Source organism: Lysobacter sp. Root76, assembly GCF_001428685.1.
Classification (GTDB): domain Bacteria; phylum Pseudomonadota; class Gammaproteobacteria; order Xanthomonadales; family Xanthomonadaceae; genus Lysobacter.
Genome location: NZ_LMIK01000004.1, coordinates 442,472 through 467,559 on the forward strand (window position 1 = coordinate 442,472; position 25,088 = coordinate 467,559).

The following is a 25,088-nucleotide window of genomic DNA, read 5'->3' on the forward strand; positions in this document are numbered from 1 at the left end:
CGAGGATACGTATGCGCCGCTGGCCTTACCTGCTGTTGCTGTGCCTGAGCCTGGCCACGGCGGCGAGCTTCGCCGGCGCGCGCGCGCCAGCCGCCGCGATCCACCTCGCCGGCGATTCGACCATGGCCGAGAAACTTGCCGAGAAGCGCCCGGAAACCGGTTGGGGCGAGCACCTGACCGCGCGCTTCCGGCCCGGCACGGTGCGCGTGGTCAATCATGCGAAGAACGGCCGCAGTACCCGCAGCTTCATCGAAGAAGGCCGCTGGCAGGCGCTGCTGGATGGCCTGCACGCCGGCGACTGGGTGCTGATCCAGTTCGGCCACAACGACCAATCGGTCGAGAAGCCCGACCGTTACACGCCGCTGGCCGACTACGAACGCAACCTCGCAGGTTTCGTCGCCGATGTGCGCGCACGCGGCGCCACGCCGATCCTGCTGACGCCGGTATCGCGGCGCCGCTACGACGAGCAGGGCCGGGTCCAGGACAGCCACGGCGAGTATCCGGGCCGGGTGCGAGCGCTGGCGGCGCGCGAGCGCGTGGCCCTGATCGATCTGGAGCGCCGCAGCCAGGCGCTGCTGCAGGAAGCCGGCGTCGATGGCTCGCGGCGGCTGTTCCTGCAACTGGCGCCGGGCGAGCATCCGAACTATCCGAACGGGGTGACCGACAACACCCATTTCTCGCCGGCCGGCGCGCGCCGGATCGCGATCGAATTCGCGTCCGCCCTGCGCGGCTCGGACCTGGCGCTGGCGAAACTGCTGCGCGACGACGACGCGGCGCGCTGAGCGTCGCGCCGGCATCGCACGCAACTCACTTCAGCGGCGCACGCCGCGGCAGCGGCTTCAGCGGTTCCATGGTCGCCAGGTCCCAATCCTCCGGCACGAACGCCTGCTGGGTCGGCGCCTGCTTGGGATAGCCGCCGACTTCGCTTTCGCTGTCGATGATCTTGCCGCGGCCCTCGATGGTGTCGGCGAGGATGCGGCGGTCGATATCGTCGCGGTCCCAGGGCCGCGCGCCGGCTTGCGCGACCACCGCGTCCTGGACCTGCGCGGACGGCAGCAGCGTCACCCCGAACGGCAACGGCGGCGCCTGGGCGCTTTCGATCACCCGAACCGGCGCGGTGGTGTAGCGGCCCTGCTGCGGCAGCGGCCGGCCGAGGCGGTCGACGACGAGGTTGTCTTCGGCGTAGAGCTCGACGTCCCCCGAACCGCCGACCATGAAGAACGCCAGTTCCTGCGTCGACGGCCCGGCGCGCATCACGTTGCCGCGCGCGACCATCTGGCCGGTCGAGTACGGATGGCCCAGCCATTCCTCCGCGATCAGGTTGTAGTGCACGGCGCGCTGGCCGGGGTCGTAGATCAGGTTGTTGATGACCTGGCCGCGCGCGCCGCCCTTGAACAGCGGGTTGCGTTCGTAATTGTGCGCGTAGAGGTTGCCGACGATCAGCACCTCGTTGACGTGGTCGTGGATCAGCGAGCCCTTGGAGTGCTCGCCCTTGGCGTGGGTGGCGTTGGCCAGGCCCTCGGCGATCAGGTTGTGGCTGAAGGTGATCCGGCGCGAGGCGTTCTCCATCCAGTCCTTTTCGCTCTCGCCGAAGAAGCGCGTGCTCGAGGCCGACAGGTTCTCGTCGGTGGCCCAGGTCAGCGAGCAGTGATCGACGATCACATCGCGGGCGCCGCGCACGGTGGTGATGGCGTCGAAATCCAGGCCGGCCCTCTTGCCCGCGCCGGCTTCGCCGGGACGCACGCGGATATGCCGCACGACCACGTCGTGGGTCGCGACGATCAGGCCGCCGCGGATGAAGGTGACGCCCGGCTGCGGCGCGGTCTGGCCGGCGACGGTGAGGTAGGGCTCGGTGATGCGGACCTCCTGGCGATCCAGGTCGATCACGCCGCCGACTTCGAATACGACGATGCGCGGGCCCTTGGCCGCGACCGCCTCGGCGAACGAGCCCGGCCCCGACGCGGCCAGCGTGGTCACGCGCAGGATGCGGCCGCCGCGCCCGCCGGGCGTGTGCGCGGCCCAGCCCTGGGCGCCCGGGAACGCCGGCACCGGCGCCTCGGCGGCGATTGCCGGTGCCAGCGCGGCCAGGCCCAGCAGCGCGCCGGCCAGCCAGCGCAGCCTGCGTCCGCGACCACCGGCGCCCGCCCCACCACGTTTTTGCCCCTGCAACTGGATCATCGATCTGTCCCCTCCGGCGCCCGAGTGTAGGCCCGGATTGTCAATGACACCGGTTTCCTATACAACACTTCCGACGAGGAAACGCTGCAGGGGATCCGATCCGGCATGGATACATCGACCATCGAAGATGGCGGCGAAGACAGCGCGATCGCGCGGCGCCTGGTCGCGGCGCGCCGCGCCGCGCAGGCGCTGCCGGACTATCCGGGCACGCTGCCGCGCACCCTGGACGAGGGCTATGCCGTGCAGGACCGGGCGATCGCGCTGTGGGGACAACCGATCGCGGGCTGGAAGGTCGGCCGCATCCCGGACGCCTGGGAGCGCCGGCTGGGCGAGGAGCGTCTGGTCGGGCCGATCTTCGCCGACGCGGTGCAACTGGCAACCGGTGGACATCCTGGCCGGTTCGCGGCCATCGGCGGCGGTTTCGCCGCGGTCGAGGCCGAGTTCGTGTTTCGGCTCGGCGCCGACGCCCCGCCCGAGCGCACCGAGTACAGCCACGAAGACGCCGCCGCCCTGGTCGACGTCCTGGCGATCGGGATCGAGCTGGCCGGCAGCCCCTTGCCGGACATCAACCTGCTCGGCCCGCCGATCGTGGTCTCGGACTTCGGCAACAACGCCGGCCTGATCGTCGGCCCCGAGATTCCGGGCTGGCGCGACCTCGCCGACGCCGAGCTGCGCTGCGAAACCTTCATCGACGGGCGCTCGGTCGGCCACGGCGGCGCCGGATCGATCGCCGGCGGCCTGCTCGCGGCGCTGGCCTTCGCCCTGTCGCGCTGCGCGCAGCGCGGCTATCCGCTCAAGGCCGGCATGTGGGTGACCACCGGCGCGGCCACCGGCATCCACGACATCCTGGCCGGACAAAGCGCGATGATCTCGTTCGGCCGCTGGGGCCGCCTGCACTGCGAAACGGTGCGCGCCGCCAGCGTGGATCCGCAACCGGAGAACGCCGCATGACCAGTCGCCGCGATGCGATCCGGGGCCTGGGCGCCGCCTGCGCGCTCGCCGCGGCGCCGGCCGCTCTGCGCGCCGACGACGGCAGCCGCCTGCTCACCGCCACCGACGTGCACGTCAAGGACTACCCGACCGTGGCCGCGGTGCAGTGGATCGGCCGCGAGATCGAACGCGCCAGCGGCGGCCGCCTGCGCCTGCGCCTGTACCACTCCGGCCAGCTCGGCCGCGAGTCCGAAGCCATCGACATGGCGCGCTTCGGCGCCATCGACATCACCCGCGTCTACAGCGGCGCGCTCAACAACGCGTTCCCGCTGACCCAGGCGCTGTCGCTGCCGTATGTGTTCGACTCGGTCGCGCATCTGCGCCGCGCCCTGGACGGCGAAGTCGGCGCGGCGGTGCTGCGCGATTTCGACCGCCGCGAACTGGTCGGCCTGGCGATCTACGACTGCGGCGCGCGCTGCTTCTACAACGTACGCCGGCCGATCCACGGCCCGGCCGACATGCACGGCCTCAAGTTCAGGGTGCCGGCCTCGGACATCTTCATGCGCATGATCCGGCTGCTGGGCGGCAACCCGACCCCGCTGGCCTACGGCGAAGTGTTTTCGGCGCTGCAGACGCACCTGATCGACGGCGCCGAGAACAACCTGCGCAGCTACCACTCCAGCCGCCAGTTCGAAGCCGCGCGGTTCTGGTCGCAGACCGAACATTCCTACGCGCCGGACGTGCTGCTGATGTCGCGGCGCAGCTTCGAGGCGCTGCGTCCGGACGACCGCGAACTGCTGCGCGATACCGCGCGGCGCTCGGTCGCGGTGATGCGCAGGCTGTGGGACGAGTCCGAAGCGCTGGCGCGCGCGGCCGTGATCGAAGGCGGCGTGCGCATCAACGACTGCGACCTGCCGGCGTTCCGCGCCGCGGTGCAGCCGCTGCTGGACGAGTACCACCGCGACCCGGCGATCGAAACCCTGTACCGCCGCATCCGTTCCCTGGCCTGAGGCAGATCCCTTGGCAGACGCTCCCATCGCCCTCGCTCCGGACAGCGCCCTCGAACACGACGAGGCCGCGCCGAACGGCCCGTTCGACCGCCTCGCCGGCTTCGCGGTCGCGGTCGCCGGCACCGCCCTGGTCGGCATGGTCGCCGTGCAGGCGCTGCAGGTGTTCGCCCGCTACGTGCTCAACGATTCGCCCGGCTGGACCGAGCCGGTGGCCTTGCTGCTGCTCAACACCGCGATGAGCTTCGGCGCCGCCGCGGGCGTGCACCGCGGCTCGCATTTCGGCTTCTTCATCCTGGTCCACCGCTCGCCGCCGCGCCTGCGGCGCTGGCTGCTGGCGTTCTCCCACCTGGTGATCGCCAGCATCGGTGCGGTGTTGGCGGTGTGGGGCGGCGAGCTGCTGCTGGACGGGCTGGACGTGCCGATGGCCGGCGCACCGCTGCCGCAGAGCGCGGTCTATGCGCCGATGGCGCTGGGCGGCGCGCTGATGGCGGTATTCGCGCTGCAACGCCTGGTCGCGGCCCTGACCGCGCCGCTCACCGATCGTCCCCGGAGCGAATGATGGAAGTCGCGATCCTGTTCGGCGTGTTCGCCGTGATGCTCATCGTCGGCGTGCCGGTCGCCTACGCGCTGTCTTCGGCGGCGCTGGCGACCCTGATCTACATCGGCCTGCCGCCGATCGTGGTGGTGCAGCAGACCGCGGCCGGTGCCGGCTCGGCCTCGCTGATCGCGATTCCGTTGTTCATCTTCGCCGGCGAGATCATGCTGCGCGGCGGCATCTCCGAACGCCTGATCGGCCTGGCCTCGGCCCTGGTCGGGCACCTGCGCGGCGGCCTCGGCCAGGTCAGCGTGCTGTCCTCGCTGTTCTTCGGCGGCGTGTCGGGCTCGGCCATCGCCGACGTCTCGGCGATCGGCGGCGCGATGATCCCGCAGATGGTCAAGCGCGGTTTCGATCGCGACTTCGCGGTCAATGTGACCATGACCGCGTCGATGGTCGCGCTGCTGGTGCCGCCCTCGCATAACCTGATCCTGTATTCGGCCTCGGCCGGCGGCAGCATCTCGATCGCCGATCTGTTCGCCGCCGGCATCATCCCAGCGCTGTTGATGACGGTGACCCTGATGGCGACCTGCTGGGTGATCGCGCGCCGCCGCGGTTACGCGGTCGAGGCCTTCCCCGGCTTGGGCATCGTGGTTCGCCGTTTCGTCGCCGCGCTGCCGGGCCTGATGCTGGTCGCGCTGATCTTCGTCGGCATCCGCGCCGGCATCTTCACCGCGGTCGAAAGCGCGGCCATCGCCGTGGTCTACGCGCTGCTGGTGACCGCGCTGGTCTACCGCAACCTGCGCTGGCGCGATTTCCTCGAAACCGTCGCCGGCGCCGCGCGCACCACCGGCATGATCCTGTTCGTGATCGCCTCGGCGGCCTCGTTCGGCTGGCTACTGGCCTACCTGCAGGTGCCGACGGCCGCGGTCGACGCGCTGACCTCGCTGACCACCGACAAGAACCTGCTGCTGTTGCTGATGATCCTGATCCTGCTGGTGCTGGGCACCTTCATGGACCTGGCGCCGATGATCATCATCTGCACGCCGATCTTCCTGCCGCTGGCCAAGGCGATCGGGGTCGACCCGATCCACTTCGGCGTGATCCTGGTCCTCAAGGGCGGCATCAGCCTGATCTCGCCGCCGCTGGGTTCGGTGCTGTTCGTGGGCACCGCGATCGGCAAGATCAGCATGGGCGAGACCCTGCGCACGATCTGGCCGTTCTGGCTGGCCGCGCTGGCGGTGCTGCTGGTGGTCACTTTCGTCCCGCAACTGTCGCTGTGGCTGCCGGCGCTGCTGAAGTAAGCTGACGATGTCCACCGGGGACATGCCCGGCTAGAATCGAACCAGCACCGGTCCCTGACCGGACCGTTCCCCGCCTTCGAGCCGCCATGAATCCAGCCCCTCCGCGCGGCTCGCGCCGCGGTCCGCGCAGCGCCCGTCCCGCCGATGCGGCCGGGGGCGACGGCGCGCCCGCCAAGATGCCCGCGCTGGGCAAGGCCACCATCAACGACATCGCGCGCCTGGCCGAGGTGTCGAAGAAGACGGTGTCGCGGGTCATCAACAATTCGCCGCTGGTGCGGCCGGACACGCGCGAGAAGATCCAGTCGCTGATGAAGCAGCTGGGCTACGCGCCGGATCCGCAGGCGCGTGGGCTGGCGTTCCGGCGCTCGTTCCTGATCGGCCTGGTCTACGACAACCCGACCGCGCAGTACATCGTCAACATGCAGTACGGCGCGCTGGACGCCTTGCGCGACTCGGGCTACGAACTGGTCGTGCATCCCTGCGACAGCCATCGCGAGGACTACATCGACGGCATCCGCCGCTTCGCCCTGCAGCAGAAGCTGCACGGGGTGATCCTGATCCCGCGCGTGTCCGAGGACGACCAGCTGGCCGCCGCGCTGCGCGAGATCGACGTGCGCTACGTGCGCATCGCCTCGATCCCGCTGGACGAGCCGGCCAACATGCTGCACACCCAGGACCGCCTGGCCGGCGTGGAAGCGGCCAACTACCTGCAGTCGCTGGGTCACCGCAGCCTGGGCCTGATCACCGGCCCGCGCCGCTACCGCTCCTCGATCGAACGCGGCGGCGGTTTCCGCCACGGCCTGGCCCAGCGCGGCATCGAACTGGGCGAAGACTACGTGTTCGAGGGCGGCTATACCTTCGAGTCCGGCGTCGCCGGCGCCGAATACCTGCTGGCCAAATCGCCGCGTCCGACCGCGATCTTCGCCTGCAACGACGAGATGGCCGCCGGCGTATACAAGGCCGCGATGCGCCGCGGCCTGTCGATCCCGGCCGACCTGTCGGTGGTCGGCTACGACGACAGCCCGCTGGCGACCCAGCTGTGGCCGGCGCTGAGCACGATCCACTCGCCGATCCGCGACCTCGGCCGCCAGGCCGCGCAGATGCTGCTGGTACCGGAACCCGAAGACGGCGACGCGCCCAGCGAGCCGGTGTCGGTGACCCCACATCTGGTGGTGCGCGATTCGAGCCAGCCGCCGCCGGGTTGAGGGCGGGACCGCCCGGGTGGCCGGGCGCAAGCGGTTCGATCTCCCGATCTCCCGATTGGCCGATCCAGGCGCGACAGGGGCCGCGCGCTACGGCGAATTCCCTGCGACGAGACCGGCCGGCGCATCGCGGCATGGCGGGCTTTCTGTTGGCAGCTTTCTGTAGGAGCGGCGTAAGCCGCGACGGGCCGTCGGCCATGACGTGCTGGCGGCGCGAGTGCGCAGCTTCGATCGCGGCTTACGCCGCTCCTACAGTGATGACGCGCCGATGCTCCGCAATCCCGCAGACTTTGGGTAGGCGGGCGCGAAGCGGTTCGCGCCCTCTCTGGGCGATCCGATCGCGACTTGGCTCGCTCCCACAGTGATCTGGCTCGCTCCCACATACGGTAGGGCCACACCCGCCCCGAACGGCCTCGGTCCGGTTCTGCCGAACTTTTGACACCGGTTACCAAAACCCCGTTATGATCCCCGGATCAGCCGCCGCGGGCGGCATCGCAGGCATGCGCATTCCGGAGGCCCGATGTTCCGCAAGACCTACCACGCCACCCACCCCGACATGATGGTCGGCGCCAGCAACGAGCAATTGCGCGACCGCTACCTGATCGCCGACCTGTTCGCGGCCGGCGAAATCCGCCTCGACTACTCGCACAACGAGCGCTTCGTGATCGGCGGCGCCGCCCCGGTCGCTGCACCGGTGTCGCTGCCGGCGCAGACCGAGCCCGCCTCCGCCGCCGGCCAGCCGTTCCTGGCCCGGCGCGAACTGGGCGTGGTCAACGTCGGCGCGGGCGCCGGCACGGTCACCGTCGACGGCCAGGCCTACGCGCTCAAGCCCAAGGACGGCCTGTACGTGCCGATGGGCAGCGCCCAGGTCGAGTTCGCGTCCGACGACGCCGCGACCCCGGCGAAGTTCTACCTGGCCTCGACCCCGGCGCACGCGCGCTACGAGACCGTGCACATCTCGATCGACAAGGCGGTGCCGCTGGAACGCGGCGCGCTGGAGACCTCGAACGAACGCACCATCTATCAGTACATCGTCCCGGCGACCTGCAAGTCCTGCCAGCTGCTGCTGGGCCTGACCGTGCTCAAGACCGGCAGCGTCTGGAACACCATGCCGCCGCACCTGCACGACCGCCGCTCCGAGGTCTACTTCTATTTCGACCTCGGCGACCAGAGCGTGATGCACTTCATGGGCGAACCGGCGGACATGCGTCACCTGGTGATCCGCAACGACGAAGCCGTGGTGTCGCCGCCGTGGTCGATCCACATGGGTTCGGGCACGCGCAACTACTGCTTCATCTGGGCCATGGGCGGCGAGAACCTGGACTACACCGACATGCACCAGCTCGACCTGTGCCAGCTCAAGTGAGGCCGCAGACATGAGCCGTTCGCCTTTCAGTCTCGAAGGCCGGGTCGCCCTGGTCACCGGCGGCAATCGCGGCCTCGGCCAGGGCCTGGCGCTGGCGCTGGCCGAAGCCGGCGCCGACATCGCCACGGTCAGCACGCGCGCGGCCGACGACACCGGCGAGCGCGTGCGCGCGCTGGGCCGGCGCTTCCACGCGATCGAAGCCGACCTCTCGACGCTGCAGCCGATCGCGCGCATCGTCGAGGAGACCGTGGCCGAACTGGGCGCGGTCGACATCCTGATCAACAACGCCGGCCTGATCCGCCGCGCCGACGCTGTCGACTTCAGCGAAGACGACTGGGACGCGGTGATCGACGTCAACCTCAAGAGCGCGTTCTTCCTGTCGCAGGCGGTAGGCCGGCGCATGATCGCGGCCGGCCGCGGCAAGATCGTCAACATCGCCTCGATGCTGTCGTTCCAGGGCGGCATCCGCGTGCCGTCCTATACCGCCAGCAAATCCGGCCTGGCCGGCATCACCCGCCTGCTCGCCAACGAATGGGCCGGCAAGGGCGTCAACGTCAACGCGATCGCGCCGGGCTACATGGCCACCGACAACACCGCCCAGCTGCGCGCCGACGAGAACCGCAACCGCGACATCCTGGCGCGCATTCCGGCCGGGCGCTGGGGCGAGCCCTCGGACCTGGGCGGCGCGGCGGTGTTCCTGGCCAGCGCAGCCTCCGATTACGTGCACGGCGCGATCCTGCCCGTCGACGGCGGCTGGCTCGCGCGCTGAGCGTTGCATGCGCGAGGATCGAACCATGCCTAACCACCACGTTCGCCGCACCGCGATCCTCATCGCGCCGGCCCTGCGCAGCGACGCCGCGCAGGACGGCGAACTCGCACGCTGAGCGTTGCCCACGCCGGGAGCGAACCATGTCCGATCGTCTGCGCCGCATAGCGATCCTCACTACGCTGGTCCTGTGCAGCAGCGCCGCGCGAGCCGGCGAACCGGTCTGCTCCAAACGCAGCGACTCCTATGTAGAGCAGGCGCGCGGGCTGGCCGTCGCCCAGCCAGGCCCGCACGAAGGCGCCGGCACCACCACCGCCTACCCGTTCTTCGAACAGGCCGCCGGTTTCGACCTCGTCTTCCGGCAGCGCGCGCTGCACCGCGGCGCCAGCATCGGCGAACACCGCAACGACAAGGACGAGATCTACTACGTGCTCAGCGGCCGCGGCGAGCTGATGCTCGACGACGCGCGCCGCGAAGTCGGCCCCGGCGACGCCGTCCTGACCCGCAAGGGCAGCACCCACGGCCTGAAGCAGCTCGGCGACGAGGACCTGGTGATCGTCGTGGTCTACCGCCGCGCCCAGCCCGTCGATTGCTGATCGGATCGACGCGATCCGCGATGCGGCGAAGCGCTGCCCGCCTGTCCTGGCCCAGCAAGCCTTCTGTGGGAGCGGCGTAAGCCGCGATGAAGCCACGCACCTGTGGAAGCGGCGTGAGCCGCGATGAAGCCACGCACCTGTGGGAGCGGCGTGAGCCGCGATGAAGCTACGCGCTCGCAGCGCAACCATCGTCATAGCCGGGCGCCGATCGCGGCTCACGCCGCTCCCACAGCGATCGCACGCAGCCCCTCCTCAACATCGCTCGCTTTGGGAATCGCACACAGCCCCTCCTCAACATTCGCCCGCTTTGGGGTAGGAGCGGCGTAAGCCGCGACCCGGAGTGCGGCGCGCGACATGGTTCGTCGCAGCGGCAGGTTCGCGGTCCGGCTTACGCCGCTCCTACCCCAAGGCGAACGCGGCGGGCCTGCATACGCACTCACGGCGCAACCATCGTCACGATCGGGCGCCAAATCGCGGCTTACGCCGCTCCCACAGCGATCGTGCGCAGCTCTCCTCGAAATCGCAGGCTTTGGGGATCGCACACAACCCCTCCTCAACATCGCCCGCTTTGGGGTAGGAGCGGCGTAAGCCGCGACCCGGAGNGCGCAGCTCTCCTCGAAATCGCAGGCTTTGGGGATCGCACACAACCCCTCCTCAACATCGCCCGCTTTGGGGTAGGAGCGGCGTAAGCCGCGACCCGGAGTGCGGCGCGCAACATGGTTTCGTCGCAGTGGCAGGTTCGCGGTCGCGGCTTACGCCGCTCCTACCCCAAGGCGAACGCGGCTGGCCTGCATACGCACTCGCGGCGCAACCATCGTCACGATCGGGCGCCAAATCGCGGCTTACGCCGCTCCCGCAGCGATCGTGCGCAGCTCTCCTCGAAATCGCAGGCTTTGGGAATCGCACACAGCCCCTCCTCAACATCGCCCGCTTTGGGTAGGAGCGGCGTAAGCCGCGACCCGGAGTGCGGCGCGCGACATGCTTTCGTCGCAGCGGCAGGTTCGCGGTCGCGGCTTACGCCGCTCCTACCCCWAGGCGAACGCGGCTGGCCTGCATACGCACTCGCGGCGCAACCATCGTCACGATCGGGCGCCAAATCGCGGCTTACGCCGATCCCACAGCGATCGGGCGCAGCTCTCCTCGAAATCGCAGGCTTTGGGGATCGCACACAACCCCTCCTCAACATCGCCCGCTTTGGGGTAGGAGCGGCGTAAGCCGCGACCCGGGCGGTCGCGGCTTACGCCGCTCCTACCCCAAGGCGAACGTGGCTGGCCTGCAAACGAAACGGCCGGCGATTCGCATCGCCGGCCGTCGCGTTCAGATCATGCTGCGGTGAATCAGAAGCGGTAATCGGCGCTGACGTACCAGAACGTACCCGGCAGGTCGTAGGTGCCCGCGTCGTAACCATTGAGCGAGCAGGTCACGCACACCGGCGGGTCCTTGCCGAACACGTTGTTGGCGCCGGCCGACAGCTTCAGGCCTTCCACCGTGAACGCGTTCTTCCAGCCGAACTGGACGTCGTGGTAGGTGACCGAACCCAGCGTGTTGACGTTCTGCGGGTTCAAGCAGCCCGGCTTGGGACCGGCGAACACCGAGTTGCCGCAGTCTTCGTCGACCGAGGCGATGTAGCGCACGTTCCAGCTCGCGTCGAAATCGTTGCGGCTCCAACCCAGCTGCAGGTTGGTCTGCCACTCCGGAATCGCGCTGTCGGCGACTTCGACGCCGACCTTGCGCTGGGAGACGTTGCCGTCGATGTCCACCGCCTTGTAGTCGTTGACGAAGGTCGACTGCAGACCCGCGGTCAGGCGGCCCCAGCTCCAATCCGGGCTGGCCCAGTTGACCTTGATGTCGACGCCGTCGGTCTTGACGCTGCCCAGGTTGCTGAGGAAGTTGTTGGGCGGGTTGAGGTTGCCGCTGGCCGCACGCGTGAACGGCGAGCACACCGACGGCGTGGTGCCGCCGCTGGCCAGACAGGCGTTGAGCAGGGCCTGCAGGTCGCGGGCCTGGATCGCGCCGTCGATCTTGTGGTGGTAGTAGTTCAGCTCGAAATCGAGCTTGCTCGACCACGACAGGCCTTCGGCCCAGCCCGGGCTGTAGACCAGGCCGACGGTGTAGCTGTCGGACTCTTCCGGATCCAGATTCGGATTACCGCCGGTGAAGGTGGTGATCTGGGTGTTGGCCTGCTCGAAGCCGGGCGGCACGCCCTGCGCGTTACAGCCGGCCACGTACTGCGGAGCCGGGCCGCCGCCGCCGGTCGGACCGCAGGGGTCGACCAGGCTGGCGCCGAACTGGGTCAGGCCGTACAGCTCGCCCAGGTTGGGGGCGCGGAAGCCCTGCGAGTAGGTGCCGCGGATCACCAGGTCTTCGATCGGCTGCCAGCGGAAGCCGGCCTTGCCGGTGGTGGCGCCGCCGAAGGTCGAGTAATCCGAGTAGCGGACCGCCGCGGTGATGTCGAGGGTCGACAGCACCGGGAAGTTGAACTCGGTGTAGACCTCGCTGACGTCGTAGTTGGCGTTGACCGGCGCGGCGAACGAGTCCTGCGATTCGCCGGTCTGACGCAGCGGATCGGGGTTGAACTCGCCGCGGTAACGACGGTGCTCGACGCCGGCGGCGAAGCCGGCCGAACGATCGCCGATCTTGAACAGGTCGCCGGTGATGTTGGCCGAGAACAGGTCCAGCACCTGCTTGCTCGAGTCGATCTGCTTGGTGCGGATCCAGTCGATCATGGCCTGGGTCATCGGACGCGCCTGGCCGCCGAACAGATCCAGCGGCACGCAGCCCGGGACCGCCGCGCACACCGCCGGATCGCCCAGGGCGAGCTTGATCTTGGCGACGTTGTAGCCGTTGCGGAAGGTCTGCTCGGCCTTGTTCTCCGAGTGCACGTAGTTGGCGTCCCAGCCGAAGCCGCGGTCGCCCAGATCGAACACGCCGTCCAGGCCGATGTTGAAGTAGATGGTGTCGACGTCCTGCTCGAAGATGCGCGGGCCGACTTCGATCGGACGCTTGGTCACCCAACCGAAGTTGGTCGCCGGGTCCAGGGTGATGCCGAACGGGTTGTACGGATTGTTGGCGTGCACGATGACCGTGTCGGCGATGCCGCCGGTGCCGGCGAAAGGACCGACGAAGATCGGTTCCGGCGCGGCCTGATTGGTCGAAGTGCGGTTGTTGTACAGCGCCTTGACGTGCAACCGGGTGTTCTCGGTCAGGTCGTAGTTGATGCTGGTGAACAGCGCCTTGCGCTTGCTCGGGGTCAGCAGCAGGTTGAACGGCGCGAAGTTGAAGCGGTCGGCGCCGCTGAAGCCGTGGTAGGTGCCGCCGTTGGGGTTGTTCGGATCGAACACCGGCACGGTGGTGCCGTTATTGAGCGTGATGTCGTACCAGTTGTCGCCCGCCGCGTCGCAACCGCCGACGCCGGTGACCGGACGGCTCGGGTCGCAGAAGGTGAAGCGGCCCTGCGGGATGCCCGAGCTGCCCGAAGCCAGGCCGCCGCCGGGTACGGGTTCGGACGACTGCTTCCAGCTGCCGGAGCTGATGTCCTTCTGCTCGAAGTAGCTGGCGCCGAACACGGCCGACCAGCGCTCGCCGGCGCCGCCCAGGGTCATGCTGGCTTCGGTGGTGTCGCCGCCGTCGCCCCACTGGCCGAAATAGGCGTGGACTTCGGCGCCGTCGAGCTTGCGACGGGTGATGATGTTGACCACGCCGGCGATGGCGTCGGAGCCGTAGATCGCCGAGGCGCCGTCTTCCAGCACTTCGATGCGCTCGACGATCGCCAGCGGGATGGTGTTGACGTCGGCGCTGCCGCTGACGCCCGAGGCGGAGGATTCGTTGACCCAACGGATGCCGTCGACCAGCACCAGCACGCGCTGCGAACCGAGGTTGCGCAGGTCGACCTGGGCCGAACCGGCGCCGATGCCGCCGCCGTCCGGCGGATAGCCGAAGTTGCCCGAGGAATTGAACTTGGCGTTGAGCGCCTTGCCGCCGGCGGTGAGCTGCTGCAGCACTTCGCCGACGGTCTGCACGCCGGTCTTTTCGAGTTTCTGGCGGTCGAGCACGAACACCGGCTGAGCGGTGACCGCGTTGGTCTGTTTGATGCGGGTACCCGTGACCGTCACCGTGTCCAGCGTGGTGGCCGAGGCCGGGGCGGCGGGTGGGGCGTCCTGCGCGGCGGCGAGGCCGGGCAGGCTGATCAGCAACGACAACTGGATGGCTTTCGCCAAGGACTGGCGGCGCAGCGGCTTCATCTCTCTCTCCCTAAGACGTGGCTGAAGTTTTTTGTTTTGGGCGCCGTACCCCTGTCCTACGGCGTCACGAGGTTGTAAACAATTCGTGAAGCCGCCACAAGCGGCAAAATGCCCGGCCCGCGACGGAATGCCCAATTCGGGACACGCAGAGACGCCGCGCCGCCTGTTCAGGCGGCACGTTTTTTGTTAAATCAACGGTTTACACGTTCAGCCGCCGATCAGGAGGCTGACTGCGACCGTGACCAGGAAGGCCGCGAACACCCGCTTCAAGGTCAGCCCGTTCAGGCGATGGGCCAAACGGGTGCCGTAGGGCGCGGCCAGTACCGAGGCGATCGCCACCCCGATCGCGGCCGGCAGGTAGACGTAGCCGATCGCGTGGTGCGGCAGCGCCCCGGGCGGGGCATGCATCGCGTAGCCGACCGCCGCGGCCAGGCCGATCGCGACGCCGCAGGCCGAGGAGGTGCCGACCGCGCGCACCGGCGCGATCCCGCGCCAGACCAGCAGCGGCACGGTCATGCTGCCGCCGCCGATGCCGACCACCGCCGAGATCGCACCGATCCCGACCCCGGCCGCGCTCATCGGCACCCCGCGCGGCGCCGGCTCATGATCGGCCACGGTCGGACGGTTCTTGCCGAACAGCAGCTGCGCCGCGGCGATCAGGCAGTAGCCGGCGACGATGTAGCGCAGCAGATCGTCGTCGATGCGGACCGCGATCATGCTGCCGAACCAGCCGCCGATCAGCAGCCCCGGCACCATCCAGGCCACGGTCGGCCACAACACGCTGCCGCGTTTGGCATGCGCGCGCGCCGACGCCGCCGCCGTCAGTACGATGCTGGCCAGCGAACTCGCCAGCGCGGTGTGCATCGCCGCTTCCTGCGGCACGCCGACCCACGGCGCCAGCCACGACAGCGCCGCCACCAGCACCAGGCCGCCGCCGACGCCGAGCAGACCGGCGAGCACGCCGGCGATCGCCCCCAGTACCAGAAATGCCAGCCAAGCGATGGTCACCGCGTCTCCTTCGTGTATGTGTTCGCAACATCCTGCGCACATGCGCTGCGCCGCATGCGGCGCGAGTGCGTGACGATGCCACGTTCACGCCGGAGATTCATCGTCGCTGGGCTATAGTCCGGCCATGCTCCCGCGCCCACTCCCCCTGCTGTTCGCCGCGCTCGCGGCCACCCTCGCCACCGCCGCCTGCGCGCAGACCACGGCCGCACCGCCGGTCGTCGCCAGCGTGCCCGCGCCGATCAACGACCCGCAGCTGCCGCGTCTGCGCACCGCGCTCGACAGCGCCGAACGCGGCGACTTCGACGCCGCGCAATACGCCGACCTCGCCCGCCATCCGCTGTACGGCTGGGTCGAGTACGCCGGCCTGCGCCGCAACATCGACACGCTGTCCAACGCCCAGGCGCAGAATTTCCTGTCGCGCTACGGCGATCAGGCCGCCGGCACCGCGTTCCGCGAAATCTGGCTGGCCGCGACCGCGCGCCGCGAAGACTGGCCGGCCTTCATCGCCGCCTGGAAACCCGAACTGGCCAAGAACACCTCGCTGCGCTGCGCCGAACTCAGCGCGCGCCAGGCCCTGCGCCGTGCCGACGCGCAGTGGACGCTCGACGCCCAGGCGGTATGGACCGCCAACGGCAAGGCCCTGCCCAACGAATGCGATGCGCCGATGGCGCTGCTCGCAGCGCAGGGCGGCCTCAGCGACGAACAGCGCTGGCAGCGCATCGACGCCGCCGCGGCCGAGGGCCTGCCGGCGGTGATGCGCAGCGCCGCGCGCGGCCTGCCCGCCGATCAGCAGGCGCAGGCCAACGATTACGCCGCGTTCCTGGACGGCGTCAACGAACGCGCCCTGAACTGGCCCAAGACCGAACGCAGCCGGCGCATGGCCTCCTACGGCCTGGCCCGGCTGGGCAAATCGGCGCCGGACGCGGCCGAGGCGCAACTGCCCAAGTACGCCAGCGCGCTGGGTTTCAGCGACGAAGACCGCGGCCGCGTGCTGTACCAGACCGCGCTGTGGACGGTGGCCTCGTACGGTCCCGAATCCGCGCAGCGCCTCAACGCCGTGCCGGCCGTGTCCTACGACGAGCGCCTGCACGAATGGCGCGCGCGCGAAGCCATGGCGCGCTCCGACTGGGCCGGCGCCCTGGCCGCGATCCGCAAGATGGGTCCCAAGCAGCGCGCCGATTCGCGTTGGCAGTATTTCGAAGCGCGCCTGAGCGAACGCGCCGGCGACAAGGCCGGTGCCGACCGCCTGTACCGCGAAGCCGCGCGCAAGCCCGAGTTCCACGGTTTCCTCGCCGCCGACCGGGTCGGCCTGCCGTACGCGCTGTGCCCGCTGATCCCCAACGACAGCGCCGCGGCCAAGGCCGCGATCGCGCGCGATCCGGCGCTGCTGCGGGCGATGGGCCTGTACAAGATCGAGCGCAAGTCCTGGGCGATCCGCGAATGGGACGACGCGCTGTCGCGCTACGACGACAATCAGCGCCGGATCGCGGTCGAGGTCGCGCAGAGCCACGGCTGGTTCGACCGCGCGGTGTTCTCGCTGGGCAAGGGCAAGCCCGACGAGCTGCGCCTGTACAACCTGCGCTTCCCGCTGCACCACGACGCCACCATCCGGCGCGAGTCGGCCAAGAACGATCTCGACCCGGCCTGGGTCGCGGCCGAGATCCGCGCCGAGAGCGTGTTCGATCCGAACGCGCGTTCCGGCGCCAACGCCATGGGCCTGATGCAGGTCGTGCCGGCCACCGGCGCCAACGTGTCCAAGCGCCTGGGCCTGCCCTGGGGCGGCGCGGCGAGTCTGTACGACTCCGACACCAACATCATCCTGGGCACCGCCTACCTGCGCGAACTGCTCGACAAGTACGGCGGCCAGCCCTACTTCGCCATGGCCGGCTACAACGCCGGCCCGGCGCCGCTGGCGCGCTGGCAGTCGCAGCGCCCGGGCATGGACGCGGACTTCTGGATCGAGACCATCAGCTACAAGGAAACGCGCGAGTACGTTGCGCGCGTGCTCGCCTTCAGCGTGCTCTACGACTGGCGCCTCAACGGCGACGCGATGAACATGACCGACCGCATGCGTGGGCGCATCGACGCGCCGCGCAAGCGCTTCGCCTGCCCGCTGGCCAGCGCGGCGGCGGCCCAATCGCCGTGAGCGTCGCCGTGAACACCGCGGCGCGGCGCCACGTCGTCGTCCTGGGCGGCACCGGCTTCGTCGGCCGGCGTCTGGTCGCCCAGCTGCTGCGCGACGGCCATCGCCTGACCGTGCTCAGCCGCGGCGGCGACCCGGCCAAGCGCGCGCTGCTGCCACGCGATTCCAGCCTGATCGAAGGCGACGTGCACGATCCGGACTTCCTGCGCGCGGTGCTCGACGACGCCGACGCGGTGGTCAACCTGATCGGCATCCTCAACGAACGCGGCGACGCCGGCGACGGCTTCGAGCGCGTCTACGTGACCCAGCTCGAGTCGCTGATCGCGGCGATGAAGGACATGGGCGTGCGCCGCCTGCTGCAGATGAGCGCGCTCGGCGCCGGCAGCGGCGACAGCCACTACCTGCAATCGCGTGGCCGCGCCGAACAGCGCGTGCGCGAATCCGGCCTGGACTGGACCCTGTTCCGGCCCTCGGTCATCGCCGGACCCGGCGACGGCCTGTTCTGCCGCTTCGACCAACTGCTGCGTTTCGCCCCGGTCCTGCCGATCGGCCGTGCCGACGCCCGCTTCCAGCCGGTCTGGGTCGGCGACGTGGTCCAGGCCTACGCGCGTGCCCTCGCCGACGGCGGCAGCATCGGCCAGCGCTACGACCTGGTCGGCCCCGATGTGCTCAGCCTGGCCGACATCGTGCGCCTCACCGCGCGCGCGCGCGGCCGCCTGCGCGCGGTGATCCCGCTGCCCGAGGCGCTGGGCCGGCTGCAGGCCGGGATCGGCGAGCACCTGCCGGGCAAACCGATCAGCCGCGACAACTGGCGCTCGCTGCAAACCGATTCGGTCAGCGACGACAACGGCCTGCCCAAGCTGGGCATCGCCGCGACTCCGGTGCCGCCTCGGCTGCGGGAGATTCTCGGCCTGGAGCCGTCGCGCGATTGAGGCGAGCTCGCGATGGGCGCTGCCCGTCGCTGCTTCGCGAAATCAGCTTGGTGGAATGCGGCGACAACCGCATCGCCGCCATCTCGCAACATCGCGATCGATGCGGTGCGCCTACGGCTTACCGCATCCTACGGCCTCGTTCCGATTCGTCCTTACGCCGTTTTTGCCCTTGGATTCTCGCAAGGGCCACGCAGGCTTTTGCAGGCGACCTCGCCGCCCTCGTTCGCAAAGGCAAAAACACGTACCCAGCCGCCGCCCTCGCCCTGCCGCCCCACAACCCTTAGCATCGGTGTCCGACCCCACACAGGAGCGCCGCCATGGGATTGCTCGACACCCTGCTCGGCCACGCCGGCGACAAGCCGGTCGACAAGATCGCCGACGACTTCATGCCCCTGCTCGCGCCCGGAGAAACCGTGCAGCGCGCCTTCGGCGAGATCCGCGACCTGATCGTGTTCACCGACCGCCGCCTGATCCTGGTCGACAAGCAGGGCGTGACCGGCCGCAAGACCGAATTCCTCAGCCTGCCCTATCGCAGCATCGTGATGTTCTCGCTGGAAACCGCGGGCCATTTCGATCTGGAATCCGAGCTGCGCGTGTGGGTTTCCGGCCAGGCCGCGCCGATCGTGCGCCACCTCGGCCGCAGCAGCGGCGCCGAGGACATCATCGCGCTGCTGGCGCAGAACTCGCCGCGCTGAACGCGCATGCAGACCAAGGCCATGCGATGAAGACCTACCTGGTCGGCGGCGCGGTCCGCGACCGGCTGCTGGGGCGGACGCCGGGCGACCGCGACTACGTCGTGGTCGGCGCCACTCAGCAGGCCATGCTCGACGCCGGTTACAAACCGGTCGGGCGCGACTTTCCGGTGTTCCTGCATCCGCACACCGGCGAGGAATACGCGCTGGCGCGCACCGAGCGTAAATCCGGACGAGGCTACCGCGGCTTCGTGGTCGACGCCGATCCGTCGGTGACGCTGGAAGACGACCTCGGCCGTCGCGATTTCACCATCAACGCGATCGCCGAGGACGAAGACGGTTCGCTGGTCGACCCCTACGGCGGTGCGCGCGATCTGCAGGAGCGGGTGCTGCGCCACGTCGGTCCGGCCTTCGTCGAGGACCCGCTGCGGGTGCTGCGCGCCGCGCGCTTCATGGCCCGCTTCGCCGAGCTGGGTTTCAGCGTCGCGCCCGAGACCACCGCGCTGATGCGCTCGATGGCCGAGTCCGGCGAACTCGCTGACCTGGTGCCCGAGCGGGTCTGGCAGGAACTGCGGCGCGCGCTCGCCAGTGCTCGGCCGTCGGCGTTCCTGCGCACGCTGCGCGACGCCGGCGCCCTGGCCGCGATACTGCCGGAAGTCGACGCGCTCTACGGCGTGCCGCAACGCGCCGAGTACCACCCGGAAGTCGACACCGGCATCCACATCGAGCTGGTCTGCGACATGGCGGCACGCCTGGCGCCCGGCGACGACGCCATCGGCTTCGCCGCGCTCACCCACGACCTGGGCAAGGCGCTCACGCCCGCCGACGTGCTGCCGCGCCACCTGGGCCACGAGCACGCCGGCCTGAAACCGCTGCGCGTGCTGTGCGAACGCCTGCGCGTGCCGACCGAACACCGCCAGCTCGCCGAAGCCGCGTGTCGCGAGCATCTCAACGTGCACCGCTACGACGAACTGCGCGCAAGCACGGTCTACGATCTGATCGCGCGCTGCGACGGTTTCCGCCAGCCCGAGCGCGTGCGCCGCATGAGCGTGGTGTGCGAGGCCGACAAGCGCGGCCGCGCCGGCCTGTCGGAAGTCGAGTACCCGCAAGGCCAGCGCCTGCGCGATGCGCTCGACGCCGCGCTGGCGGTGCGCGCGTCCGATATCGCCCAGGGCCGCAGCGGCCCGGAAGTCGGCGAAGCGCTGCGCCGCGCGCGCATCGCCGCCATCGCCACGGCCACCGGCAAGAAGGCCTGACGCGCACTGCCTCCGCCGCCGCTCCCACAGACAGCCCAAGGGTAGGCGCGCCATCGCGGCATACGCCTTGGGGTAGGAGCGGCGTAAGCCGCGACCGCGAATCCGCGGCTACGACGAAACCTGCATCGCACACCCACCCGGGTCGCGGCTTACGCCGCTCCTACCCCAAAGCCGATGCCGCAATGCGGTGCCGGTAAACCGCGCCAGGCGTAAGCCGCGATCGCGAATCCGCGGCTACGACGAAACCTGCATCGCACACCCACCCGGGTCGCGGCTTACGCCGCTCCTACCCCAAAGCCGATACCGCAATGCGGTGCCGGTAAACCGCGCCCGGCGTAAGCCGCGACCGCGAATCCGCGGCTACGACGAAACCTGCATCGGACACCTACCCGGGTCGCGGCTTACGCCGCTCCTACCCCAAAGCCGGTGCCGCGATGCGGTGCCGGTAATCCGTAGCACACGCCAAACGAAACGCCGGGCGGCCTCGCGGCCGCCCGGCGTTCCTGCCACTCCATCCTGCGCCGCGGCTTAGAAGCGATAGTCCAGCCGCACGTAGTAGCTGCCGCCGTTCATGCCGAAGGGCATGGTTTCCCAGCCGTACTTGAAGCCCAGCGACGGGAACGGGTTCACGCCGGGGTTGTCGGCGCCGACCGACCACTTGTCCGGGTACTGGTCGAAGATGTTGTTGCCGCCGACGGTGAGGTGGGTGTTCTCGTTGAACGAGTAACGCACCGCCAGGTCGAACAGGGTCTTGCCGCCCCAGGTCTGCTCCGGCGCGAAGAATTCGCCGGTGACCGAGCCGTAGTAGTTGGCGCGGCCGGTGATCTGCCAGGGGCCGGTTTCGTACACGCTCTGCAGCACGTGGTGCGCGCGCGGCTGGCCGCGCTCGACCAGGGTGACCTGGGCGGCGTCGAACAGTTGGCCCGGCGCCAGGATCGGCGAGTTCGAATGGATCTCGCGCACTTCGGTCTTGTTGAAGTGGACCAACGCGGTCAGGGTCAGGTTGCTGCCGCTGGCGAACTCGGTGTTGTGGTTGGCGACGATGTCCAGGCCGGTGGTGCGGGTGTCGATGGCGTTGGTGAAGAACTGCGCCTGGCCGACCCGGAACGGCGCCAGCGCGCCCGCGATCGGGCAGTTGCTGTTGCTGGCGTTGCAGGCCAGGCCGTCGGTGCCGACCGATTCAGGCGCGATCACGCCGGAGAAGATGATGCGGTCGTCGATGTCGATGCGGAACAGGTCGGCGGTCAGCGAGAAGCGCTCGTTCGGCTTGAACACCATGCCGACCGAACCGCTGCGCGAGGTCTCTTCCTTCAGCGGCGCCACGCCCAGCGCGCGGGTCACCGCGCTGTCCTGACGCGCGGTCAGGGTGTCGGTGAGGGTGCCGTCGGGATTGAGGTTGGTCGAGACCTGGTTGTAGAACTGCTGCTGCACGCCAGGCGCGCGGAAGCCGGTCGACAGGGTGCCGCGCACGGCGAAGCGTTCGGTCGCGTTGAAGCGCGCCGAGAGCTTGCCGGTGGTGGTGTTGCCGAAGTCCGAGTAGTCCTCGAAACGGACCGCGCCGCCGAGCAGGACGCGCTCGCTCAGGTTGGTTTCGGCATCGAAGTACACCGCCATGCTGTGGCGGCCCTCGTCGACCTCGGTGCCCGGCGTGAAGCCCGGGAAGCCCTGGATGCCGCCCGGCGCGATGTCGCCGGTCTGGCCGCGAATGATGATGGCCGGGTTGTTGGTGCGGCCGTACGTGTACGACACCGGGTCGCCGGCTTCGATCGCGTAGTTGTCCTGGCGCCATTCGAAACCGGTCGCCAGGTACAGCGGATTGTTGTTGAAGCCGTTGACGCTGCCGCGGAAATCGAGGTTGAACGTGGTCTGGTCGTACTTGAGCGTGCCGGTGTCGGCGGTGGTCGGCGACGCGGCGTGGATGCCGGCGGCCGGGTTGGCCGGATCGATCGGCTCGTACCACCAGCTCACGTTGACCGAGTTGGCCTCTTCGAAACCGAACTTGCTGCGGCCGTGGTTGATCGAGATGTCCCAATCCCAGTTCTCGCCGATCGGCGCCTTGTAGCCGACCGCCAGCGAGGCGTCGTCGACCGTGGTCAGGATGTTGGGCAGGAAGCCGTTGGGGTACAGCGCCGGCACCGTGCGGTTGTCGCCGGCGCTGCGGAAGAAGCCGGAGGAATCGCCTTCGCGGCGCGACAGGCCGCCGAACCAGTACAGCTCGCCCTTGCCCGCCGGCACCGCGGCGTTGAGCCACAGGTAGTAGTCCTTGGCGTCGGCGTCGCCGAGGCGCTGGGTCACGCGCGGCGGGTTGGTGCGCAGGCTGTCGGGGCCGGCGCGGTTGGTCTCGTTGCGGTTGCGCGCTTCCGCGGTGAGGTTGATGTAGCCCTCGGCGCCGAGCTTGAAGCCGGTGTTGACCGAACCGTGCAGCATTTCGCCGTCGCCGGCGTAGTACTGCGAGCCTTCGATCGACAGTTCGGTGTACTCGGTCTGGCGCTTGAGGATGATGTTGATCACGCCGGCGATCGCGTCGGAGCCGTACTGCGCGGCGGCGCCGTCGCGCAGCACTTCGATGCGCTCGATCGCCGAGACCGGGATCGCGTTGATGTCGGTACCGGCCGAGCCGCGGCCGATGGTCTGCTGCACGTTCACCAGCGCCTGCTGGTGGCGGCGCTTGCCGTTGACCAGCACCAGCACCTGATCCGGGCCCAGCGCGCGCAGCGTGGCCGGGCGCAGGATGTCGGTACCGTCGCTGACGAAGGTGCGCGAGAAATTGAACGAGGGCTCCAGCATCTGCAGGATCTGGCCGACCTCGAGCGCGCCGGTGGCGTTGATCTCCTCGCGGCCGATCACGTCGACCGGGGCGGCGGTGTCCTCGGCGGTGCGGCCGCGCACGCGCGAGCCGGTGACCTGGACGGTGTCGAGAGTGGTGGCCGTATCCTCGGTGGACGCGGGCGCTGCGGTTTGGGCGTAGACGGGCGAGGCGATCGCGCTGGCGGCCATGGCGGCGGCCACGGCCAGCGCCAGTCGGTTGCGGTGCACTGCGGACATGGTCGGTTCCTTGCGAAGAGGCGGGGCGGCGGACTTCCCCCTGGAAGTCCGGCCCGAGGTTCACAAGTTCTTAACCTTTGCGCAATACGTCGTGTGACTTTGCCGACTTTGGCTTCACCAACCCCGTCACACTCTGATTAACGCGTCTTGGCCAGACGGTTGTCGATGCGCTGCAACATGAGCGCCAGCGGGGTCGAGGCCGTGGCCAGCCCGAGCAGCACGCCCAGGGCATTGGCGAGGGCGTCGCGGCTGTCGCCCATGCGGCTGTCGGTGAGCGAGGCCTGAGCGTACTCCAGCGCCACGCCCAGCACGATCAGGCCGGCCGCGCACAGCGCCTGCGGCCGCATCCGCGCGAACAGCATGCAGGCATAGGCCGACAGCGCGGCGTAAGTGAGGACATGGCCGACCTTGTCGGAACCGGCGAACGGCGACGGCGGCAGATCGCCCGCCGGCAGCAGCGACAGCGCGATCACTGCCAGCACGCCGGCCGCGCCCAGGGCCAGCCAGCGGCCCGGCGTGCGGAAGCTGCGCAGCCAGGGTCCCTTGGGCGCGTCGGTCTTGCGCGCGGCCCTCACAGGCGATGGCTCAGGTCGCCGGCAAGGAAGGCGATGCCGAACTCGACGCCCTTCTCGAAGCCCATCACCTGGAAGCGCTCGCCCATCTCGCTGGGCAGGGTCAGGCGCTTGACCTCGTTGTGGCGGCGCTGGCGCTCGCCCTCGTCGGCGATCGCGTCGATGCGTTCGAGCACGCCGGCCAGGCCGTTGCCGAGCAGGAAATTCGCCTGCGAGCAGTAACCGGCGAAATCGAAGCCGGCGGCGACGCCGGCCTCGGCCAGGGCGGTGAAGTCCACCGACGCGGTCAGGTCCTGCAGGCCCGGCCACAGCAGCGGATCGTGGTGCATGCGGTGGCGGTAGAACGCACGCAACGTGCCGTCGCTGCGTTCGGGCGCGTAGTACTCGGCGCGTGCGTAGCCGTAGTCGACGAACAGCATCGCACCGGCGCGCAAGCCGCCGGAAACGGCCTGGATCCAATACGGCAGCTGCGGCAGCAGTTCCGAGCGGTAGCCCTCTTCCAGCGGCCGGCCGAGCCGGCGCTCGGCCTGGCGCACCGCGTTGCCGAGGAAGGCATCGGCCTCGCGCAGCTCGCGCGCGAAACCGTCGCCGTCGACGACGACGTGCTCCTCGTAGATCTCGCCGTTGCGGATCGCGAAGCGCGGCGTCGGCAGCGCGTCGATCACTTCGTTGGCGAACAGCACGCCGCCCCAGTCCTCCTGGAACGGGCCATCCAGCCATTCGACCAGCTCGAACAGCGGCTGCGCCAGGCGTTGCTGCAGGCGTTCGCGCTGACGCTGGCGCAGCTCGGCGCTGGGTTCGAGGATGGCGTAGCGGTCGGGCAAGGCGTCGAGTTCGAGCAGGCGCTTCAGCGCGACCTCGGCGAAGGCGCCGGTGCCGCCGCCGAGTTCGAGGAAGCGCGCCGACGGCCCGATCTGGCGCAGCACCGGCGCCACCGCTTCGGCCACGCAGGCGGCGAACACCGGGCCCAGCTCGGGCGCGGTGACGAAATCGCCGTCGTCGCCGAACTTGCGCGCGCCGGCGCTGTAATAGCCCAGACCCGGCGCGTACAGCGCCAGCTCCATGTAGCGCGAGAACGGAATCGCGCCCTCGCCGACCCCGATCTGCTCGCGGATCAGCGCCTCCAGCCGCGCACTGTGCTCCAGCGCGTCCAGACCCGGCGCGGGCAGGGTCGCGGCGTCGCGGTGGAGGTCGTTCGGGGTCGGGTCGGACATACGGTCACCGGGCGCGCAGCGGGCGGCTTGCAGTATAAGGAACGAGTAGAGAGTAATTAGTAAGTACATATCTCGCGACTACCAATTGCCAGTTGCTC

At 69.5% G+C, this 25,088-nt stretch carries 19 protein-coding genes; 13 read left to right on the forward strand and 6 right to left on the reverse strand.

The genetic code is table 11. The features are described from left to right. Positions 1-11 precede the first annotated feature (11 nt). Positions 12-782, forward strand: coding sequence for a rhamnogalacturonan acetylesterase (locus ASE10_RS07095; protein ID WP_056306080.1), 771 nt, complete (start codon positions 12-14; stop codon positions 780-782). Positions 783-807: 25 nt separating this feature from the next. Here the strand turns inward: ASE10_RS07095 and ASE10_RS07100 are convergent, their stop codons facing one another. Beyond that, positions 808-2,178 carry a pectate lyase gene (locus tag ASE10_RS07100; protein ID WP_056306081.1) on the reverse strand — a complete coding sequence of 457 codons (1,371 nt, stop codon included), beginning with the start codon at positions 2,176-2,178 and terminating at the stop codon, positions 808-810. 105 nt (positions 2,179-2,283) lie between these two features. Between ASE10_RS07100 and ASE10_RS07105 the strand changes: the two genes are divergently transcribed. The 8 genes from ASE10_RS07105 (at position 2,284) to ASE10_RS07140 (ending at position 9,887) form a co-directional block, all read left to right on the forward strand. Further along, positions 2,284-3,129 (forward strand): hypothetical protein, encoded by an 846-nt coding sequence (locus ASE10_RS07105; RefSeq protein WP_055901881.1) that lies wholly within the window; start codon positions 2,284-2,286, stop codon positions 3,127-3,129. Next, the gene (locus ASE10_RS07110; protein WP_055901884.1) at positions 3,126-4,118 is read left to right on the forward strand and encodes a TRAP transporter substrate-binding protein; all 993 of its coding nucleotides are present in this window, start codon (positions 3,126-3,128) and stop codon (positions 4,116-4,118) included. The genes ASE10_RS07105 and ASE10_RS07110 overlap by 4 nt, the downstream gene beginning before the upstream one ends. A gap of 25 nt (positions 4,119-4,143) precedes the next feature. Continuing rightward, the gene (locus tag ASE10_RS07115) at positions 4,144-4,677 is read left to right on the forward strand and encodes a TRAP transporter small permease (RefSeq protein WP_055902033.1); all 534 of its coding nucleotides are present in this window, start codon (positions 4,144-4,146) and stop codon (positions 4,675-4,677) included. After that, positions 4,677-5,957 (forward strand): TRAP transporter large permease, encoded by a 1,281-nt coding sequence (locus ASE10_RS07120; RefSeq protein ID WP_055901887.1) that lies wholly within the window; start codon positions 4,677-4,679, stop codon positions 5,955-5,957. Before ASE10_RS07115 ends, ASE10_RS07120 begins: the two co-directional genes overlap by 1 nt. Before the next feature lie 176 nt (positions 5,958-6,133). Continuing rightward, positions 6,134-7,162, forward strand: coding sequence for a LacI family DNA-binding transcriptional regulator (locus ASE10_RS07125; RefSeq protein WP_055902034.1), 1,029 nt, complete (start codon positions 6,134-6,136; stop codon positions 7,160-7,162). A 517-nt stretch (positions 7,163-7,679) separates the two neighbouring features. Beyond that, on the forward strand, positions 7,680-8,525 hold the full coding sequence (gene kduI / locus ASE10_RS07130; RefSeq protein ID WP_055901889.1) for a 5-dehydro-4-deoxy-D-glucuronate isomerase: 846 nt from the start codon (positions 7,680-7,682) through the stop codon (positions 8,523-8,525). 10 nt (positions 8,526-8,535) lie between these two features. Beyond that, positions 8,536-9,294 carry a 2-dehydro-3-deoxy-D-gluconate 5-dehydrogenase KduD gene (gene kduD / locus ASE10_RS07135; RefSeq protein ID WP_055901891.1) on the forward strand — a complete coding sequence of 253 codons (759 nt, stop codon included), beginning with the start codon at positions 8,536-8,538 and terminating at the stop codon, positions 9,292-9,294. Between the two features lie 140 nt (positions 9,295-9,434). Then, a complete protein-coding gene (locus tag ASE10_RS07140) occupies positions 9,435-9,887 on the forward strand; it encodes a cupin domain-containing protein (protein ID WP_055901894.1) in 453 nt (150 codons plus the stop codon). A gap of 1,337 nt (positions 9,888-11,224) precedes the next feature. Here the strand turns inward: ASE10_RS07140 and ASE10_RS07145 are convergent. Beyond that, positions 11,225-14,128, reverse strand: coding sequence for a TonB-dependent receptor (locus ASE10_RS07145; protein WP_055901896.1), 2,904 nt, complete (start codon positions 14,126-14,128; stop codon positions 11,225-11,227). 207 nt (positions 14,129-14,335) lie between these two features. Then, a complete protein-coding gene (locus ASE10_RS07150) occupies positions 14,336-15,136 on the reverse strand; it encodes a sulfite exporter TauE/SafE family protein (protein ID WP_235565797.1) in 801 nt (266 codons plus the stop codon). 124 nt (positions 15,137-15,260) lie between these two features. Between ASE10_RS07150 and ASE10_RS07155 the strand changes: the two genes are divergently transcribed. From ASE10_RS07155 to ASE10_RS07170, 4 genes are all read left to right on the forward strand, one after another. Further along, positions 15,261-17,282, forward strand: a complete 2,022-nt coding sequence (locus ASE10_RS07155) for a lytic transglycosylase domain-containing protein (protein ID WP_082559612.1) — start codon at positions 15,261-15,263, stop codon at positions 17,280-17,282. Further along, positions 17,279-18,211: a complex I NDUFA9 subunit family protein gene (locus ASE10_RS07160; RefSeq protein ID WP_162250428.1), complete on the forward strand. Its 933-nt coding sequence runs from the start codon at positions 17,279-17,281 to the stop codon at positions 18,209-18,211. Before ASE10_RS07155 ends, ASE10_RS07160 begins: the two co-directional genes overlap by 4 nt. A 317-nt stretch (positions 18,212-18,528) precedes the next feature. Further along, the gene (locus ASE10_RS07165; RefSeq protein ID WP_055901902.1) at positions 18,529-18,906 is read left to right on the forward strand and encodes a PH domain-containing protein; all 378 of its coding nucleotides are present in this window, start codon (positions 18,529-18,531) and stop codon (positions 18,904-18,906) included. 26 nt (positions 18,907-18,932) lie between these two features. Next, positions 18,933-20,159 carry a multifunctional CCA addition/repair protein gene (locus ASE10_RS07170; protein WP_055901905.1) on the forward strand — a complete coding sequence of 409 codons (1,227 nt, stop codon included), beginning with the start codon at positions 18,933-18,935 and terminating at the stop codon, positions 20,157-20,159. Between the two features lie 528 nt (positions 20,160-20,687). On the opposite strand, the gene ASE10_RS07175 is transcribed toward ASE10_RS07170, so the two are convergent. The 3 genes from ASE10_RS07175 to ASE10_RS07185 form a co-directional block, all read right to left on the reverse strand. Next, entirely contained in the window at positions 20,688-23,204 is a 2,517-nt protein-coding gene (locus ASE10_RS07175; protein WP_082559613.1) for a TonB-dependent receptor, read from the reverse strand. A gap of 137 nt (positions 23,205-23,341) precedes the next feature. Beyond that, the gene (locus tag ASE10_RS07180) at positions 23,342-23,779 is read right to left on the reverse strand and encodes a hypothetical protein (RefSeq protein ID WP_055901909.1); all 438 of its coding nucleotides are present in this window, start codon (positions 23,777-23,779) and stop codon (positions 23,342-23,344) included. Next, on the reverse strand, positions 23,776-24,990 hold the full coding sequence (locus ASE10_RS07185) for an SAM-dependent methyltransferase (protein ID WP_055901912.1): 1,215 nt from the start codon (positions 24,988-24,990) through the stop codon (positions 23,776-23,778). Before ASE10_RS07185 ends, ASE10_RS07180 begins: the two co-directional genes overlap by 4 nt. Positions 24,991-25,088: the final 98 nt, after the last annotated feature.

What these genes read in the sequence shown, in the direction of transcription:
- ASE10_RS07095 (WP_056306080.1), top strand. Translation starts at nt 12, where the DNA reads ATGCGCCGCTGGCCTTACCTGCTGTTGCTGTGCCTGAGCCTGGCCACG.
- ASE10_RS07100 (WP_056306081.1), bottom strand. Translation starts at nt 2,178, where the DNA reads ATGATCCAGTTGCAGGGGCAAAAACGTGGTGGGGCGGGCGCCGGTGGT.
- ASE10_RS07105 (WP_055901881.1), top strand. Translation starts at nt 2,284, where the DNA reads ATGGATACATCGACCATCGAAGATGGCGGCGAAGACAGCGCGATCGCG.
- ASE10_RS07110 (WP_055901884.1), top strand. Translation starts at nt 3,126, where the DNA reads ATGACCAGTCGCCGCGATGCGATCCGGGGCCTGGGCGCCGCCTGCGCG.
- ASE10_RS07120 (WP_055901887.1), top strand. Translation starts at nt 4,677, where the DNA reads ATGGAAGTCGCGATCCTGTTCGGCGTGTTCGCCGTGATGCTCATCGTC.
- ASE10_RS07125 (WP_055902034.1), top strand. Translation starts at nt 6,134, where the DNA reads ATGCCCGCGCTGGGCAAGGCCACCATCAACGACATCGCGCGCCTGGCC.
- kduI (WP_055901889.1), top strand. Translation starts at nt 7,680, where the DNA reads ATGTTCCGCAAGACCTACCACGCCACCCACCCCGACATGATGGTCGGC.
- kduD (WP_055901891.1), top strand. Translation starts at nt 8,536, where the DNA reads ATGAGCCGTTCGCCTTTCAGTCTCGAAGGCCGGGTCGCCCTGGTCACC.
- ASE10_RS07140 (WP_055901894.1), top strand. Translation starts at nt 9,435, where the DNA reads ATGTCCGATCGTCTGCGCCGCATAGCGATCCTCACTACGCTGGTCCTG.
- ASE10_RS07145 (WP_055901896.1), bottom strand. Translation starts at nt 14,128, where the DNA reads ATGAAGCCGCTGCGCCGCCAGTCCTTGGCGAAAGCCATCCAGTTGTCG.
- ASE10_RS07155 (WP_082559612.1), top strand. Translation starts at nt 15,261, where the DNA reads ATGCTCCCGCGCCCACTCCCCCTGCTGTTCGCCGCGCTCGCGGCCACC.
- ASE10_RS07165 (WP_055901902.1), top strand. Translation starts at nt 18,529, where the DNA reads ATGGGATTGCTCGACACCCTGCTCGGCCACGCCGGCGACAAGCCGGTC.
- ASE10_RS07170 (WP_055901905.1), top strand. Translation starts at nt 18,933, where the DNA reads ATGAAGACCTACCTGGTCGGCGGCGCGGTCCGCGACCGGCTGCTGGGG.
- ASE10_RS07175 (WP_082559613.1), bottom strand. Translation starts at nt 23,204, where the DNA reads ATGTCCGCAGTGCACCGCAACCGACTGGCGCTGGCCGTGGCCGCCGCC.
- ASE10_RS07185 (WP_055901912.1), bottom strand. Translation starts at nt 24,990, where the DNA reads ATGTCCGACCCGACCCCGAACGACCTCCACCGCGACGCCGCGACCCTG.